The organism is Leeuwenhoekiella obamensis, from assembly GCF_055391795.1.
On the sequence record NZ_AP029251.1, the window covers coordinates 1,243,771 to 1,259,750 of the forward strand.

16 protein-coding genes are annotated in these 15,980 nt (G+C 38.4%); 5 read left to right on the top strand and 11 right to left on the bottom strand.

All coding sequences use genetic code 11. The annotated features are described in order from the left end of the window. Positions 1–46 precede the first annotated feature (46 nt). Both treS and ACZ5L8_RS05585 read left to right on the top strand, forming a co-directional pair. Positions 47–3,358 (top strand): maltose alpha-D-glucosyltransferase, encoded by a 3,312-nt coding sequence (gene treS / locus ACZ5L8_RS05580; protein WP_464440287.1) that lies wholly within the window; start codon positions 47–49, stop codon positions 3,356–3,358. 50 nt (positions 3,359–3,408) lie between these two features. After that, positions 3,409–3,609, top strand: coding sequence for a hypothetical protein (locus ACZ5L8_RS05585; RefSeq protein WP_464440288.1), 201 nt, complete (start codon positions 3,409–3,411; stop codon positions 3,607–3,609). Positions 3,610–3,613: 4 nt separating this feature from the next. Here ACZ5L8_RS05585 and ACZ5L8_RS05590 read toward each other — a convergent pair whose 3' ends face one another. The 5 genes from ACZ5L8_RS05590 to ACZ5L8_RS05610 form a co-directional block, all read right to left on the bottom strand. Continuing rightward, positions 3,614–4,816 (bottom strand): sensor histidine kinase, encoded by a 1,203-nt coding sequence (locus ACZ5L8_RS05590; protein ID WP_464440289.1) that lies wholly within the window; start codon positions 4,814–4,816, stop codon positions 3,614–3,616. A 108-nt stretch (positions 4,817–4,924) separates the two neighbouring features. After that, complete coding sequence (locus ACZ5L8_RS05595; RefSeq protein ID WP_464440290.1) at positions 4,925–6,184, bottom strand: MFS transporter; 1,260 nt, start codon at positions 6,182–6,184, stop codon at positions 4,925–4,927. 233 nt (positions 6,185–6,417) lie between these two features. Beyond that, the gene (gene corA, locus ACZ5L8_RS05600; protein WP_464440291.1) at positions 6,418–7,509 is read right to left on the bottom strand and encodes a magnesium/cobalt transporter CorA; all 1,092 of its coding nucleotides are present in this window, start codon (positions 7,507–7,509) and stop codon (positions 6,418–6,420) included. Positions 7,510–7,585: 76 nt separating this feature from the next. Continuing rightward, on the bottom strand, positions 7,586–8,134 hold the full coding sequence (locus ACZ5L8_RS05605; protein ID WP_464440292.1) for a type 1 glutamine amidotransferase domain-containing protein: 549 nt from the start codon (positions 8,132–8,134) through the stop codon (positions 7,586–7,588). 146 nt (positions 8,135–8,280) lie between these two features. Beyond that, positions 8,281–9,072, bottom strand: a complete 792-nt coding sequence (locus ACZ5L8_RS05610) for a tRNA pseudouridine synthase A (protein WP_464440293.1) — start codon at positions 9,070–9,072, stop codon at positions 8,281–8,283. 107 nt (positions 9,073–9,179) lie between these two features. Between ACZ5L8_RS05610 and epsC the strand changes: the two genes are divergently transcribed. Genes epsC through ACZ5L8_RS05625 form a run of 3 tightly spaced genes read left to right on the top strand, consistent with a single transcriptional unit; the run spans position 9,180 to position 11,713 of the window. Then, a complete protein-coding gene (gene epsC / locus ACZ5L8_RS05615) occupies positions 9,180–9,974 on the top strand; it encodes a serine O-acetyltransferase EpsC (RefSeq protein ID WP_464440294.1) in 795 nt (264 codons plus the stop codon). Between the two features lie 18 nt (positions 9,975–9,992). Beyond that, positions 9,993–10,877, top strand: a complete 885-nt coding sequence (cysM, locus tag ACZ5L8_RS05620) for a cysteine synthase CysM (RefSeq protein ID WP_464440295.1) — start codon at positions 9,993–9,995, stop codon at positions 10,875–10,877. After that, on the top strand, positions 10,877–11,713 hold the full coding sequence (locus ACZ5L8_RS05625) for a DUF1853 family protein (RefSeq protein WP_464440296.1): 837 nt from the start codon (positions 10,877–10,879) through the stop codon (positions 11,711–11,713). Before cysM ends, ACZ5L8_RS05625 begins: the two co-directional genes overlap by 1 nt. Here the strand turns inward: ACZ5L8_RS05625 and ACZ5L8_RS05630 are convergent, their stop codons facing one another. The 6 genes from ACZ5L8_RS05630 to hisH all read right to left on the bottom strand — a co-directional run bounded on the left by ACZ5L8_RS05630 (position 11,714) and on the right by hisH (position 15,916). Continuing rightward, the gene (locus ACZ5L8_RS05630) at positions 11,714–12,364 is read right to left on the bottom strand and encodes a hypothetical protein (RefSeq protein ID WP_464440297.1); all 651 of its coding nucleotides are present in this window, start codon (positions 12,362–12,364) and stop codon (positions 11,714–11,716) included. Positions 12,365–12,615: 251 nt separating this feature from the next. Then, a complete protein-coding gene (gene hisIE / locus ACZ5L8_RS05635; protein ID WP_464440298.1) occupies positions 12,616–13,209 on the bottom strand; it encodes a bifunctional phosphoribosyl-AMP cyclohydrolase/phosphoribosyl-ATP diphosphatase HisIE in 594 nt (197 codons plus the stop codon). A gap of 2 nt (positions 13,210–13,211) precedes the next feature. Beyond that, complete coding sequence (gene hisF / locus ACZ5L8_RS05640; protein ID WP_464440299.1) at positions 13,212–13,967, bottom strand: imidazole glycerol phosphate synthase subunit HisF; 756 nt, start codon at positions 13,965–13,967, stop codon at positions 13,212–13,214. Positions 13,968–14,144: 177 nt separating this feature from the next. Continuing rightward, positions 14,145–14,897 carry a 1-(5-phosphoribosyl)-5-[(5-phosphoribosylamino)methylideneamino]imidazole-4-carboxamide isomerase gene (hisA, locus tag ACZ5L8_RS05645; protein ID WP_464440300.1) on the bottom strand — a complete coding sequence of 251 codons (753 nt, stop codon included), beginning with the start codon at positions 14,895–14,897 and terminating at the stop codon, positions 14,145–14,147. A gap of 49 nt (positions 14,898–14,946) precedes the next feature. Further along, positions 14,947–15,285, bottom strand: a complete 339-nt coding sequence (locus tag ACZ5L8_RS05650) for a four helix bundle protein (RefSeq protein WP_464440301.1) — start codon at positions 15,283–15,285, stop codon at positions 14,947–14,949. Positions 15,286–15,328: 43 nt separating this feature from the next. Continuing rightward, positions 15,329–15,916 (bottom strand): imidazole glycerol phosphate synthase subunit HisH, encoded by a 588-nt coding sequence (hisH, locus tag ACZ5L8_RS05655; protein WP_464440302.1) that lies wholly within the window; start codon positions 15,914–15,916, stop codon positions 15,329–15,331. Positions 15,917–15,980: the final 64 nt, after the last annotated feature.

The following is a 15,980-nucleotide window of genomic DNA, read 5'->3' on the forward strand; positions in this document are numbered from 1 at the left end:
ATGCCTTGTAACTTTAGTGTTTTAAGAAAAAAACAACCAACCAATTATGAGCAACACATCTGCTATTGATCCTAATATACACTGGTATAAAGACGCCATTATTTATGAACTGCATATCAAAGCCTTTTTTGATAGTAATGGCGATGGTATAGGTGATTTTAAAGGTTTGTTGCAAAAGCTTGACTACTTAGAAGATCTAGGTGTGACGGCGATCTGGTTGCTTCCATTTTATCCTTCTCCGCTGCGTGATGATGGTTATGATATTCAAGATTATTATAATATCAATCCATCTTATGGTACGATAAAAACCTTTAAAAAATTCATTAAAGAAGCGCACAAACGCGGACTTAAAGTTATTACCGAACTTGTTATCAATCACACATCAGATCAGCACGAGTGGTTTCAAAGAGCGCGTAAGGCAGAACCTGGTTCTAATTATAGAGATTATTACGTTTGGACGGAAGATCCTTCTCAATACAAAGATGCGCGTATCATTTTTACAGATACCGAGCCATCAAATTGGACGTGGGATCCGGTGGCAAAAGCATATTTCTGGCATAGATTCTTTTCACATCAACCAGATTTGAATTTTGATAACCCTAACGTTCAAGAAGAGGTTTTTAAAGTGATGGATCACTGGTGTAAAATGGGCGTAGACGGTTTTAGGCTAGATGCGGTTCCTTATCTCTTTGAACGTGATGGCACTAATTGTGAAAATCTTCCTGAAACGCACGATTTCCTCAAAAAGTTGAGAGCTTACGTGGATGAGAAATACGAAGGCAAAATGCTTTTGGCGGAAGCCAACATGTGGCCAGAGGATAGTGCGGCTTATTTTGGAGAAGGTGATGAATGTCACATGAACTATCACTTCCCTATTATGCCGCGTATGTTTATGGCGGTAAAAATGGAAGACCGCTACCCTATTATTGATATTATTGATCAAACGCCAGATATTCCTGAGACTTGCCAGTGGGCGATTTTCTTGCGTAATCATGATGAATTGACACTAGAAATGGTGACAGATGAAGAGCGTGATTATATGTATAAGGTTTATACTAAAGATCCTCAGGCTAAGATCAATGTAGGGATTAGACATCGCCTCGCTCCATTGCTTGAGAATAATAGAAATAAGATCGAATTAATGAACGTTTTGTTATTCTCATTGCCAGGAACTCCGGTGCTTTATTATGGCGACGAAATAGGAATGGGAGATAATTTCTATTTAGGAGATCGCGATGGCGTAAGAACGCCAATGCAATGGAATTCTGACAGGAACGCTGGTTTTAGTGAAGCGAATCCGCATAAATTGTATTTGCCTACTATCATAGACCCAGAATACAAATACGAAGCTGTAAATGTTGAAGCGCAGCAAATGAATGGTTCTAGTCTGCTGTGGTGGATGAAGCGTATCATTGCCATGCGCAAGCGTTATAAGGCTTTTGGGCGTGGAGATATCCAATTTTTATCGCCAGCAAATGCTAAGGTAATCGCATACACAAGAAGCTATGAAGACGAGAATTTATTGATCCTTGCTAACCTTAGTAGATTTTCGCAAGCGGTAGAACTAGACCTTCAGGAGTTTAAAGATTATATTCCTGTGGAGGTTTTCAGTCATAATAAATTCCCTAGAATTACAGATAATCCTTATTTATTCACGCTTTCGCCGCATGGCTATTATTGGTTTACGCTAGAGCGCGAAAAGGGTCATGAAGAAGAAAAAGTTACTCCTTCGCTTAAAGCGAAATCTTGGACAGAGCTTTTAAACAAGCGTAACAAGAAAAAAATTGAAACCATTCTGCCAGAATATCTTACCTCAAGAGCTTGGTTTGGCGGAAGAAACAGAGTTATACAATCAGTTTCAGTTACTAATGTTAAAGATCTATCGATCAAAGATTTAAACTCATCTTTAATAGTTGCTGAAGTTACGTACAATGAAGGCTTGCCAGAATCGTATCAATTGCCACTTGCTTTTGTGTCTAATGAGCGCGAAGATCTTGTAAGAGAGATTCCTTCAAAAGGGATTTTAGCAGATGCTCAACTTGGTGAAGAAACCGGACTTCTAATCGACGCAGTATATGCTGAGCCTTACAGAAGTAAGCTTTTTGAAAACATCAAAAAAGGTAAAAAAGTAAACGGTAAAGACGAGTCTTTAGAATTCTATAAAGGTAAGAGTAAAATTTCGGCGAATGCAGAAACGCAATCATCTAAAGTCTATGAAAGCGAAATAAGCCATACCTCTATCTTTTATGACAATAGATATTACTTAAAACTTTATCGTCGCTTAGACAGCACAATAAACCCAGATCTTGAGATCACACAATATCTATCTGAAGTTGTGAAGTTCAAGAATTCGCCAACTTTTGTAGGCGGTATATCATATCATACCGCAGCAAATAATCGTGTGATTCTGGGTATGATGGAAGATCTTACGTCTTCTAACGAGACTGGGTGGCAATACGCGCAGGACGCTTTGCATCGCTATTTTGAGCAAGTAGAAACAAGAGATAAAGAGATCAAACTTCCTAAGATCATTGAAGATATTACTTCTACTCTGCGTTATGACGACATCCCAGATGAGACCAAAGGTCTTATGGGAAGTTTCTTCCCAGAGCGCATGAAGATCCTAGGTCAGCGCAGCGCAGAATTGCATAAAGCATTAGCCTCAAGACCAGATGTAAAAGACTTTGATAACGAAGAGTTCTCCCTGCATTATCAGCGATCGTTATTCTCTTCATTGCAAGGTCTTACAAGAAGCGCCTTTGATAATCTGAAGAAAAATATAAAAACATTACCAGAAGAAGTTCAGGCAGAGGCTAAGGAGATCCTAAGTAAAAGAGCCGAAGTTCTCAAATGTTTTAAACGTGTTTTTGCTCATAAAATAGATACGCTTAAAATCCGTACGCATGGCGATTATCATCTTAATCAAGTGCTATTTACGGGTAACGATTTTACGATCATAAATTATGAAGGCGAACCAGCGAGACCGTTTAGCGAGCGTAGATTAAGAAGATCACCATTGCGCGATGTCGCTGGTATGGTCCGTTCTTTTCACTACGCGGCTTACAGTCATATTTTAGCTCAAGAATATGATAAACGCAAAGAAAAAGATCTTGAAGATTGGGCTGAAGTTTGGCATCACTACATCACAAGATTATTCCTTCAAGGTTATAATGAAAATATAGGTTCTGAAAATCTGGTTCCAGAGAATGATGAAGACTATAACACATTGCTTGATACGTTCTTGTTAGAAAAAGCAGTGTACGAACTTAATTATGAACTCAATCACCGCAAAGAGTGGGTTTTGATCCCATTGCGCGGTATTGCAAGAATTATAGATCGTTGTCAGCAGAGTTCTTAACCGGCTCTGCTTTCAACGATCTTAATTGATATTCTTTTAATTTCATTTACATGAAAAAGATAAAAAAACAACCTACCGATATAGTAAATAATCTTCCAGATAGTTCTTTTGGCTTAAAGCCAAAAAATGAAAAATCTGAGGAAGAGCACGGATATAAAATCACAGCAAAAGGAAAAGCCTTTGACCCTGCAGATGATGAAAATCATGAGCGCGGTGGCATTAGAATTCTAGTAAAAGGCGGAAAAGAATAGCGAATTATGCCGCTATATGAAAAGTGAACTTTGTGCCTTCACCAGGCTCGCTGCACACAGTGATGCCGCCGCCCAATTTCTCACAAATTTTCTTTACCATACTTAGACCAATACCGTGGCCTTTGTTGCCTTTGCGGTCTGCGCTACCTAGGGTTTCATAAAGATCAAAGATCTGTGTTTGCTTTTCTTTGGGGATTCCCATACCGTTATCCCAGATTGAAAATTCTACGCTATCTTTTTTCACTTTAGAAGTGATCTTGATCTCGATAAATTCTTTGTCGTTATACTTTAAAGCGTTTGTGATCAGATTAAGAAAAATCTGCGCTAGTGCAGCTCTATTGCTGTTTATAATGTGATTATCATGTGGAAATTCTATATCACATTTGTCGTCAATGTTGAGAATTTCAACAATGCTCTCAAGCATTTCATTTACATCAAACTCCTGACGATCATTTGCATCGATCTTGTCGCTTTGATAATATTCAAGAATATTATTGATGTAATCACTTAATGAAAGTGAATTATCCTTTAGATACGCTAGATAGACCAAGGCTTGATCGTCCAGATTAGCAGAATATTTTGCTTTAAGGATATCACTGGTAACGATGATGTTTGCCAGTGGCATTTTCATATCATGAGAGATAACACCAGCAAACTCTTTAAGCTTTTCATGCTGCTCGCTAAGTAGTTCTTTTTGCAGTTTGATCTTTTGATTTGCCATGCGCAACTCAATGAGCTTTTCTACATGTTTACCAAACTGCCTGATCATATCAATATCACCATCGCTCAATTGGCGTGGTTTAGTATCAATTAAGCACAAAGTTCCTAACGCATATTGCTTATCAAGAATAATAGGTACACCCGCATAAAATTTTATTGGGTTCTCTGCATTTGTAACTAATGGATTGTCCTCAAACCTTGGATCTTCGTCTGCGTTTTCAACAACCATAACGTTATCATTATGTATTGCATGTGCACAAAATGAAACGTCTCTACTGGTCTCACAAATATCTGTACCCGTCTTAGCTTTAAACCACTGTCTATCCTTCTCTACAAAACTTATAAGAGAAACAGGCATTTTTAAGCAAGATGAGGCAAGCTTGGTAATTGCATCAAACTCATCTTCAGGCAATGTGTCAAGTACATTAAGCGAAAGTAAAAAGTCTAATCTTTCTGCTTCGTTTGCAGTAGGTAGTGGTTTAATCATTGGTCAAAGATAGCTAATAATAGTCTAAACTTCCTTAAAGAATTCTTAGTGAAAATGTACTTGTAAAAAGTAATAATCGAATCAGTTTGTAAGCAGTTGTCAACAGTTTTATGCTTCCTGATCAGCATCTTGACGCAGGTCAAGTTTTCTGAATTTAGGAGAGATCAGTCCTGTTATAAAAACTGTGATCAGTGTCATGCTTCCGCCAAAAATTACTGCGGTTACTGTGCCCATTAATTTCGCCGTAAGGCCACTCTCAAAAGCGCCCAGTTCATTACTACTTCCCACAAACATTGAGTTAACTGATGCTACGCGACCGCGCATGTTATCAGGTGTTTTTAATTGAAGAATGGTTTGTCTTATGATCATTGAGATACCGTCTAAAACTCCGCTTAAGAATAAAGCGAATACTGACAGCCAGAAATAAGTACTCAATCCAAAAACGATAATACAAACTCCAAAACCAAAGATCGCAGCAAGTAATTTCATACCTGCATTTTTATCTAGTGGGAAATACGCAGAAGTGAACATCATAATTAATGCTCCCACAGCTGGTGCCGCGCGTAAAACCCCGAAACCTTGAGACCCAACTTCTAAAATATCTTGTGCAAATACTGGCAGAAGCGCTACTGCACCACCAAATAGCACAGCGATCATATCTAATGCCAGCGCATTTAAAATGATCTTGTTATTCCATACAAAAGACAAGCCTTCGCTAAGACTTTGGAAGACATTTTCTCCAATTTTCTTATTCAATATTGGTTTTACTTTGATCTGGAATAGGGCTATTAACGCCACGATAGAACAACCGAAAATAAAAAACATTGAACCATGAACGCCAATCCAGTTGATAGCAAATCCTGCGAATGCTGGTCCTACAACGGCGCCCATTTGCCAAACGCTACTGCTCCACGTCGCGCCGTTAGTATACGCTTGTTTTGGAATAATTAAAGCAAAAAGTGAAAAAATAGTTGGTCCCAAGAATGAGCGAACTAACCCGCCGATAAAAACCAAAGTATACACGCAGTATAAAATGAGTTGGGTATCCCAACTAGCGACGATCTTATCCCAAGTAATGAGAAAAAGCCCCAAACTAACAACTGAGAAGCCTAGAATACACTTGATCAGCAATCCACGTTTTTCTCGTTGATCTACAATATGACCAGCAAAAAGGGCCATTCCCACGGCAGGAATAACCTCCATAAGACCTATTAATCCTAGCGCCCACGGATCTTTTGTTATACTGTACACCTCCCACTCTATCACAACAAATTGCATGCTCCATGCAAAAACCATTGCAAAACGTACAATAAGAAAAATGTTGAATTCTCTAAACCGCAGCGCGGCATAAGGATCTCTTTTGGCCATCAGGAAATTTTAAGGTGCAAAAATAGCGTTTTGCAAAATCCGTTATCGCATATAACATCACGATCAGCTTAATCGATTTTGCTTTTTAAGGTGTATAGTCGTAATAAAATGGGTTTGCCTTACGGCGAAAAAGTTTGCGCCAGGGATTGCAGCGGCATCCTTAGTTCTTGTTGCGAAACAAGAGCTAAGATATAGCGGAAAGCCCGACCCTTCTGGGTGGCGCCCAAATTATCCTACAACCACTTTTTTCTTTTAAAATAATACAACAAGGCAAGAAACACAATGATCATCGCGCCCCACAAATAGAAATAACCGTACTCTAAATGCAGTTCTGGAATATAATCAAAGTTCATCCCGTAAATCCCAGCCATAAACGTAAGCGGGATAAAAATACTCGCCATGATGGTAAGCACTTTCATGACTTCGTTCATCTTGTTGCTAATGGTGGTCATGTACATGTCCATGAGTCCGCGAGACATCTCACGATACAACTCGACATTTTCACTTACGTGGATCACGTGATCAGCAAGGTCACGAATGTAGGTTTTTGTACTTTCTTCAACCAGCGGACTTGTGGTGTTCTCAAAACGGCTCACGATCTCTCGCAACGGACTCACAGCTCTGCGAATTCTTAGAATTTCGCGTTTAATATCTTGTATTTCTTGTGTGATGTCGTCATCATTTTTGTTTACAAAAAGACGATCTTCAAAATCTTCGATCTTATCGCCTAAGCCATCCGCGATCGAGAAATATTCGTCTACAATGGCGTCCATTAGCGCAAAAAGCAAATAATCTGATCCACGCTGACGAATTCGACCTTTTGCCATTGACAAACGCTGACGAATAGAATCAAACACATCACCATCAGACTCCTGAAAAGTCAACACATAATCTTCGCCCATTACTAAACTGACGTGTTCAGCAACAAACTCGCCTTCTGGATTGTGATAAAGCATTTTAAGAACCACGAAAAAATAATCATTGTACTCATCGATTTTTGGGCGCTGACCCGTATCTACGATATCCTCAAGAATAAGCGGGTGAATATCATAATGCTTACCCAAAATCTCGATTTGATCAATATGGTTAAGACCATTTATATTGATCCACGTGATCTGACCAGTGCCTTTTTTATTAAAAGCATCCTCAATTTTTGTGGTAGAAAAGCTATTATATAACTCGGGCGCATAATCTATAACCTCAATATGCAAATCCTGCGTGGCCTTCTCCCCAGTATAAACAAGCGTTCCCGGCGCTTGGTTTTTCTGTCTTATTTTTAATGGACTTTTTCTAAGTCTTGGCTTTTTGATCTTTAGCTTTTTCACACTCCTATTTTTTCAATACTCTAAAATAAAAAAAGCCCGCTAAATGCGGGCTTGTAAATTTATAAATCAATTTTCATTATGCATGCTGTAATTCGTGCTTTCCTTCTTTGATCTCTTCGATCATTTTTGCGTTAAATGCCGGTAGATCATCTGGATTTCTGCTGGTCACAAAGGCCTCGTCTACTACAACTTCTTTGTCCACCCATAATGCTCCTGCATTTTGTAGATCATCTTTTATTGATTTGTATGAAGTTAATGTGCGTCCCTTTACCACATCTGCACTGATCAACAATTGTGGCGCATGGCAAATTGCCGCTACTGGTTTTTTCTGTTTAAAGAAATCACGCACAAAGATCAAGGCGTCATCGTTAGTTCTCAAAGTATCAGGATTCATCACTCCGCCTGGTAATACTAAGGCGTTATACTGTTTTGCACTTACCTGATCTAATGTTTTGTCTACATCATATTCTGCTCCCCATTGGGTCTTATCCCATGCTTTGATCTTTCCAGATTTTTCACTGATCACATCAACTTCAAATCCTTCTTCTTTTAAGGCTTTAATGGGAGAGGTAAATTCAACTTCTTCAAATCCATCTGTTGCTAATATTGCAATTCTCTTACTCATATCGTTAAATTTTTTGGTTTAAAATTATACCTCAAAGATACCGTGAGAATCCCTGCATTTGGGTTAATGGAGTAATAAAGAAAACGCCGTTTAGGTTAAACCTTTTTTAAAATGTGGCAGTTATGTTAAGGCTTTCGCCAAAAGTGTTAATCGAAGCCCTCCAGACGCATATCGTTAAGCATTAGTCCTGATGCTTGAGCGATATGCGTTAATTTAAATGGCGTCTTACCATCCAAAGCTTTATTGAAATCTTCCCAAGACAATTCGCCTTTGCCTAATTCAAAAAGTGCTCCCATCATTAACCGTATTTGGTGTCTTTTAAATCCGGCGCCTTGCACTTTGAGCAAATAAGATTCTTCTGGAAAAAAGCTGGCGGTAAAAAGATCATTCTTTACAAGTTCACAGCTTATGATCTCCATTTCGGTTTGAGTTTCTGGAGAAGCTTTATAGCAAAAATTTCTAAGATCATGAAAACCTTCAAAGCATTTTGCGGCTTTTTGCATGAGCTCAATATCAAGATCATCAAACATGTGTACCATGAATGGCGCACAAAACGGATGATTTTTTTCTCCATAAGAAAAAGAATAAATGTATTCCTTGATCTTAGGATGTTGAATTAAATTCAGTTTATCGTCTACTTCCACAATATTCAACATTCTAATATCTTGTGGTAGGTTCTTGTTAAATTCGGTCTCAAATGTTTCAAGATCTAACGGCTCATCATTGAGAAACAATTCCACGTATGTGCAATTAACCGAAACTTTAGCGTCTGTGCGGCCTGCAGCGATGTATTTAAAATTCTTACGTCCTAGGACATAAGCCAGCGTACGCTCCATCATACGTTCTACGGTAAGTACATCTGGTTGCTTTTGCCAACCGTGAAATCTAAAACCCAGATATTGAATTTTTAGCAGGTAGTAATATCGCTTATCAAACATGGGTCAAAAATAGGATTTTCAATTACTTCTTATATTATGTAAGCTTGCAGCTTTTTGTGTGACTCATTTAAGGCTTTATACATAACTTTGATATACATCTCGTATTTATGAGCAACAAAGAGGAAATTATAGATCAGCTTAAAGAGCATAAGAAAAATGCTAATCTCAATTTTAAATTAAAAGATGATGCTGAGAAATTCACTAAGCAGTTATTTCTCACGCTTTTTAATTATTCTAGCGATCTGGATGCTAATCTAGATCTTTTAGAACAAGTCTTTGAAGATCTTGTAGAACTCGCTTGCTGGGAGCCAGATAAACGTTGTGGTAAGGTTTGGGATGATTTTGTAGCTCAACTTCCTGAGATTTTGCGCAAACTTAATGATGATGCAAAAGCGATCTATGAGAATGATCCTGCTGCGCATAGCATTGAGGAGGTTTATCTTTCTTATCCTGGTTTTTATGCCATTGCTGTGTATAGATTTAGCCATGAACTTTACAAAAGTGGTTTCCCAATCGTGCCACGTCTTATGACAGAATATGCGCATTTTTTAACGGGTGTAGATATTCATCCCGGAGCACAGATCGGTGAACATTTTTTTATAGATCACGCTACTGGTATTGTAATAGGTGAAACGGCGGTAATTAAAAATCACGTGAAATTGTATCAAGGTGTAACGCTAGGTGCGCTTAGTGTTGATAAGGCTTTAGAGCATATTAAACGTCATCCTACGATTGAAAGTCACGTGACTATTTATGCAAATGCTACCATTCTGGGCGGTGATACAATTGTGGGCGAACATAGCATTATAGGTGGGAATGTTTGGTTGACTAAATCTGTGCCTCAACATTCTCTGGTAAGTCATCAGCCAGAAATTCAGATCAGAGAACTGATCAAAAAATAATCTGACAAAATCTAGAATATGAACTTTTCTCTGGAAAGACTTATAGGCAACACGCCACTTGTTAAGTCTACAGTTTTAAATAAAAATCCTAACGTTAAACTACTCTTTAAGCTCGAAGGTCAAAACCCTGGCGGTAGTGTAAAAGATCGCGCGGCTTTTAACATGATCAAAAGTGCGCTAGATAGAGGCGAGATCGATAAAAACACAAAACTCATTGAAGCTACAAGCGGAAACACTGGCATCGCGCTGGCTATGATCGCTGGCATGTATGGTTTGGATATTGAGCTTGTGATGCCAGAGAATTCTACAAAAGAGCGCGTGCAAACCATGGAGGCTTATGGAGCAAAAGTCACTTTAACGAGTAAAGACGTTGGTATAGAAGGTTCTCGCGATTACGCTGAAGCGAAAGTGAAAAACGAGGGATATTTTATGTTTAACCAGTTTGCTAACGATGACAATTGGAAAGCGCATTACAAAACTACCGGACCAGAAATTTGGCGAGATACAGAAGAGAAAGTCACGCATTTTGTCTCTGCCATGGGAACCACAGGTACGATAATGGGCACTTCAACTTATCTTAAAGAACAAAATAAAGATATACAGATCGTGGGCGTACAACCCACAGATGAAAGCAGCATTCCTGGAATTAGAAAATGGCCACAAGAATATTTGCCGAAAATTTTCAACGCGAGTAAAGTTGACCAAGTGATCGAGGTAAGCGAAAAAGAAGCCAGAGAAATGGCAAAAAAACTCGCTGTAGAAGAAGGCATTTTTGCTGGTATGAGTAGCGGTGGGGCAGCCGCAGCAGCGCTTAAACTTTGCGAAACTTTAGACGCTGGCATTGTGGTTTCGATAGTTTGTGATCGCGGTGATCGCTATCTTTCTTCAGATCTTTTTGACTAATGTTTTCTGACGAAGAATGGCAAAACGTACAAGACCAATTTCAAGGGTTTTTACAAACTCCTGATCTTTTTAATGGTAATCGTTTTGACCTTTTTCAACTACCGGTAAGTGATCTTACGCTTCCGCGAAATTTCTTCGTAGACGATAAATACCGCTTAGGGCAACGGCTTGAGTTCCTTATGGAAGAAGCCCTCCGGCAGAATTCAAATTTTGATATTTTGGCTAAAAGCCAACAAATAAAAGCGAAAAAACAAACCGTAGGCGAACTTGATTTTATTCTTAAGAATACAATAGCAAATAAGACCATTCACATGGAAATGGCTTATAAGTTCTATCTCTACGACCCATCAATTTCTAACGATCCTGATGAATGCTGGATAGGTGATAACCGTAGAGATTCTTTACTTAAAAAGGCTAAAAAACTACGAGAAAAGCAATTTCCTTTAATTCATAGCGAAGATGCTTTCGCCGTAAGGCAAACACTAGGCATTGAGAATAAAGAAATAAACCAGCAACTGAGTTTTAAAGCTCAACTTTTTTTGCCTCAAGGCATGACAAATTTCCCTGGCGGAATGTGTAATCCTGATTGTCTTGCTGGCAATTGGCTTACTTTATCGCAATTTGAAAAAATGCTAGAAGAGCGACCCTGGGTGTATATACCAAAAAAAAATGACTGGGTTATAAAGCCAGTCATCCAGAATTCTGGGGCAAAATGGCAACCTAAAAAGGAGATTTTAGATTGGGTTCAAAAAACAATCAATCATCAGGGATCTAAGCTTATCTGGTCAATGGATCACGATAATAATATGCATCGTGATTTTGTAATATGGTGGTGATTAACGTATTTGTTCTATATCAAGATAACCGTTCTCTTCTCCTGTTAACAGATTAAGACTTAGAGCCAGTCCGGACCTATAAAATCGAATTGTAACTATATCTCCTGTGCTAAGAGAGGTTAAAAAATCAAATTTATATTCATTTGCATTTGATGTGAAACCTTCGGCTATCAAAACAGAATTTTTATATATCCGTACATTCGTCGTAGATAAAGAAATTACATTCGAATATCTTAGAAGTGTTCCTATCCTAAAGATACCATCGCTCTGCGCTGTAAATTCTCCTGAAACAGGATCATATTCATTTTTTATATCAAAAAGCTCATTATTGAAAACTACATCGGTCTCTCCTGATCCAAGGCTTAAACTTATAGAACTTCCACCTCCACTAAAACTTGCTTTAACCAAAGATTTATCCATATTAGAAAGCAGATCTGAAGTAGGGATTCTATAAATAATCCCTCTTCCATCAATGACAAGAAGCGAGTCTTTTGCAGCGCCGTCTGTACCTCGTTCAAGCTCTTGTATTCTTAGTTTACCGTTAACATCTAGCGCGGCTGAACTATGTGGGTCAGTTGTACCTATACCAACCTGCCCATGCAGATTGCTTGCAAAAAGTACAAGTAAAATTAATAGGTTTAAAGTTCTCATGTTCAAGCTATTAGCTTATTACTAAGTTATTAGAAAAGTAACTACTCGAACAAAAAAATTATTTACAAGTACTTTATATTCAATTCAATACGAGGATAAAACATAAAACCCTAAAAATTAGATTTTTAGGGTTTTAGTAAAATTTAGTATTCAAAAAAATGACGTAGGTCAATTTTTGAAGGTTTCTTTGATTTCTTCTAGAATCACAGTTTTGATACCGATTAGTTAAAAAACTCCGAGTAAGAAAAATCTTATTTTTTTCTGTATAATAGGACATTTTCAATGTCTGATAGTTGAAAACCTTTCGCTCTAAGCAGTATCAAATAGTGAAATAAAAGATCTGAGCTTTCATTTAAAAACAAATCGTCATTGTCATCCTTTGCCTCAATAACGGTCTCTACAGCTTCTTCACCTACTTTTTGAGCGATCTTATTGATGCCTTTTTTAAATAGGCTTGCCACATAGCTCGTATCCGCATCCGCGTTTTTTTCGCGTTCAGCGATAGTGGCTTCTAGCTCGCTGAAGAAACCGTAAGTCTGTTTATTCTCTTCACCCCAGCAATTATCAGTTCCTTTATGACACGTGGGTCCCACGGGATTTACGGTGATCAAAAGTGTGTCGTTGTCACAATCATTCTTGATACTCACAAGATTCAGGAAGTTCCCGCTTTCTTCACCTTTTGTCCAAAGGCGTTGTTTACTACGGCTGTAAAAAGTAACTTTTTTGGTTTCGTTAGTTTTCAAATAGGCTTCCTCATTCATGTAGCCCAGCATGAGCACATTTTTTGTCTTAGCATCTTGAATTATCGCCGGCACAAGGCCTTTATCGTCGTATTTAATTTCCATAGTTATATCCTTACGGGAATTTTATCTTCTTGTAGTTTTAGTTTCAATTCTGGAATGTAAATTTCATGAAAATGAAAAACACTCGCAGCGAGCGCAGCATCTGCTTTTCCGTCAATAAATGTATCGCTAAAATGTTGCATCTCTCCTGCTCCACCGGAAGCAATCACCGGAATATTGACCAGTTTGCTCATTTTGGCCAAAGCCTCATTAGCAAAGCCTGCTTTTGTGCCGTCATGATCCATTGAGGTAAAAAGAATTTCACCAGCTCCGCGTTGTTCAACTTCTTTTGCCCACTCGAATAAATCCATTTCTGTAGGGACTTTACCGCCCACTAAATGCACTTTCCAGATTCCTTCAATTTGCTTAGCATCAATAGCGACCACGACACATTGCGAACCAAATTTCGCCGCAAGGTCATTAATTAGTTGAGGATTCTTAACTGCCGAACTGTTTATGGAAACCTTATCTGCACCGTTTTTAAGCAAAATATCCACATCTTCTACAGATGAGATTCCGCCGCCTACGGTAAATGGGATATTGATTTCTCTAGCCACTCTAAGAACCAAGTCTGCTAGGGTTTTGCGCTTTTCTTCAGTTGCCGAAATATCCAGAAAAACCAGTTCGTCAGCGCCTGTCTGTGCGTATTTTGCAGCAAGTTCTACTGGGTCACCTGCATCGCGTAAATCCACAAAATTTACACCTTTTACGGTGCGACCGTTTTTAATATCGAGACAAGGAATTATTCTTTTAGTTAACAAAATAGTTGTTTGTTTATCGTTGTTCGTTGCTTGTCATGCTGAACTTGATTCAGCATCTCATCCTCTTTATGCGACCCTGAATCGAGTTCAGGGTGACGTTAATCTTATATTTAGTCAGGCGTTTCTAACATTACTTTCTGACCATCATCAAAGTTATATTCTCAATTTTTCTCTAAATCACCCGTTCTGCAGAATATAATTTTCCAACTGCTTTAGGCTGATTCTATTTTCATAAATCGCCTTTCCTATTATTGTTCTCTCACAACCTAATTCAGCTAACCTAGGTAATTCATCAAAGGTTGAAATTCCGCCAGAGGCAATCAATTTCAGTCCTTTTTGGTTTGACCTGTCGAGCGAACCGCACGAAGCCAAAATCTTCTCATACAATTTAAAAGAAGGTCCTTGAAGCATTCCGTCTTTGCTGATGTCAGTACAAATCACATACTCAATGCCTTTTTCCTGATACTTCTTGATGAAAGGTACCAACTCCTCATCAGAATCTTCTAACCAACCAGAAACCGCGATTTTCTCGTTCATGGCGTCAGCACCTAGGATGATTTTCTCGCTGCCATATTTCGCAATCCAACGCTCAAATGTATCCGGATCTTTTACAGCGATACTTCCTCCGGTGATTTGGTTTGCACCACTCTCAAATGCGATTTTAAGGTCTTCATCGGTTTTGAGTCCGCCACCAAAATCAACCTTCAAACTTGTTTTACCAGCGATTTGCTCTAGGATTTTATGGTTGACGATGTGCTTACTTTTTGCACCGTCTAAATCCACAAGGTGTAAATACTGTATTCCGTGGTCTTCATACGCCTTTGCAACTTCCAGCGGATTCTCATTATACACTTTTTTAGTGTCATAATCACCTTTAGAAAGTCGGACACATTTGCCGTCTATGATGTCTATTGCGGGAATGATTCTCATATATTCAAATTAGAAATTTGAAAGTAGAAAAACGAAATTTGGTTTCTCTCTATTTCTTATTTCTTGTTTTATTTATAGAAGCAACTACTATTGAAACAATTTCATTCGCCTCTTTATGTAATTTATTTATCTCTGCTTTTTGGTCAGGTAAAATCTCCAAGAATATTTCTAACCAATACATGCTTTCATCAGCCTCCTCTTCTACTATTTTCAACTTGTTTATGAAGTCAGCCGTTGATTTCGGTCTTTGTGATGCCCGCCAATTTGCTCCCACAGAACTTGAGCATCTTATTAACTGACGCACAAAAGCATTGTATTCTCTAGATTGTGGAATAGATTGACAGAACTTCCAACAATCAATTGCAAATTGCTTTGTTCTTTCCTTCATATCCCTCATAATTCAAATTTTCTAGATTTCTACTTTCTATTTTCTACTTTCCTATTTCAAGAAAGTTCTGCAATATCCTCGCTCCCACTTCTCCTGATTTTTCTGGATGAAACTGAACGCCATAGAAATTATCCTTTTGTAATGCGGATGCATAATCCTTCTCGTAATTTGTAGTAGCAATCATTTCGCCGCAAGGCTCAGCATAAAAACTATGCACGAGATACATGAAACTTTGCTCCTGGATACCTTTAAAAAGTTCAGATTGCAGGTTAGAAATTTGATTCCAGCCTATTTGTGGCACTTTTACCGCGTTAGAGAATTTCACGCAATCCACGTCAAAAATTCCTAAGCCTTTGGTATCACCTTCGGTAGTGTGATTACACATCAACTGCATGCCGAGACAAATGCCCAGAACTGGCTGTTTCAATTGTGGAATCACTTCATGCAAACCGGTAGATTTAAGCTTTGCCATTGCGCTGCTAGCCTCACCCACTCCAGGAAAAATCACTTTATCGGCCTCACGTATTGTCTGTGCATCATCAGTAAGAATGGCTTCAACACCCAGTCGCTCAAAAGCAAATTTGATACTCTGGATGTTCCCTGCGCCGTAGTCGATTATTACTAATTTCATATTGTCGTTATTCTGTGCTTGACACAGAATCTTATATTTTAATTTCCAAATCTCATGAGAAGCT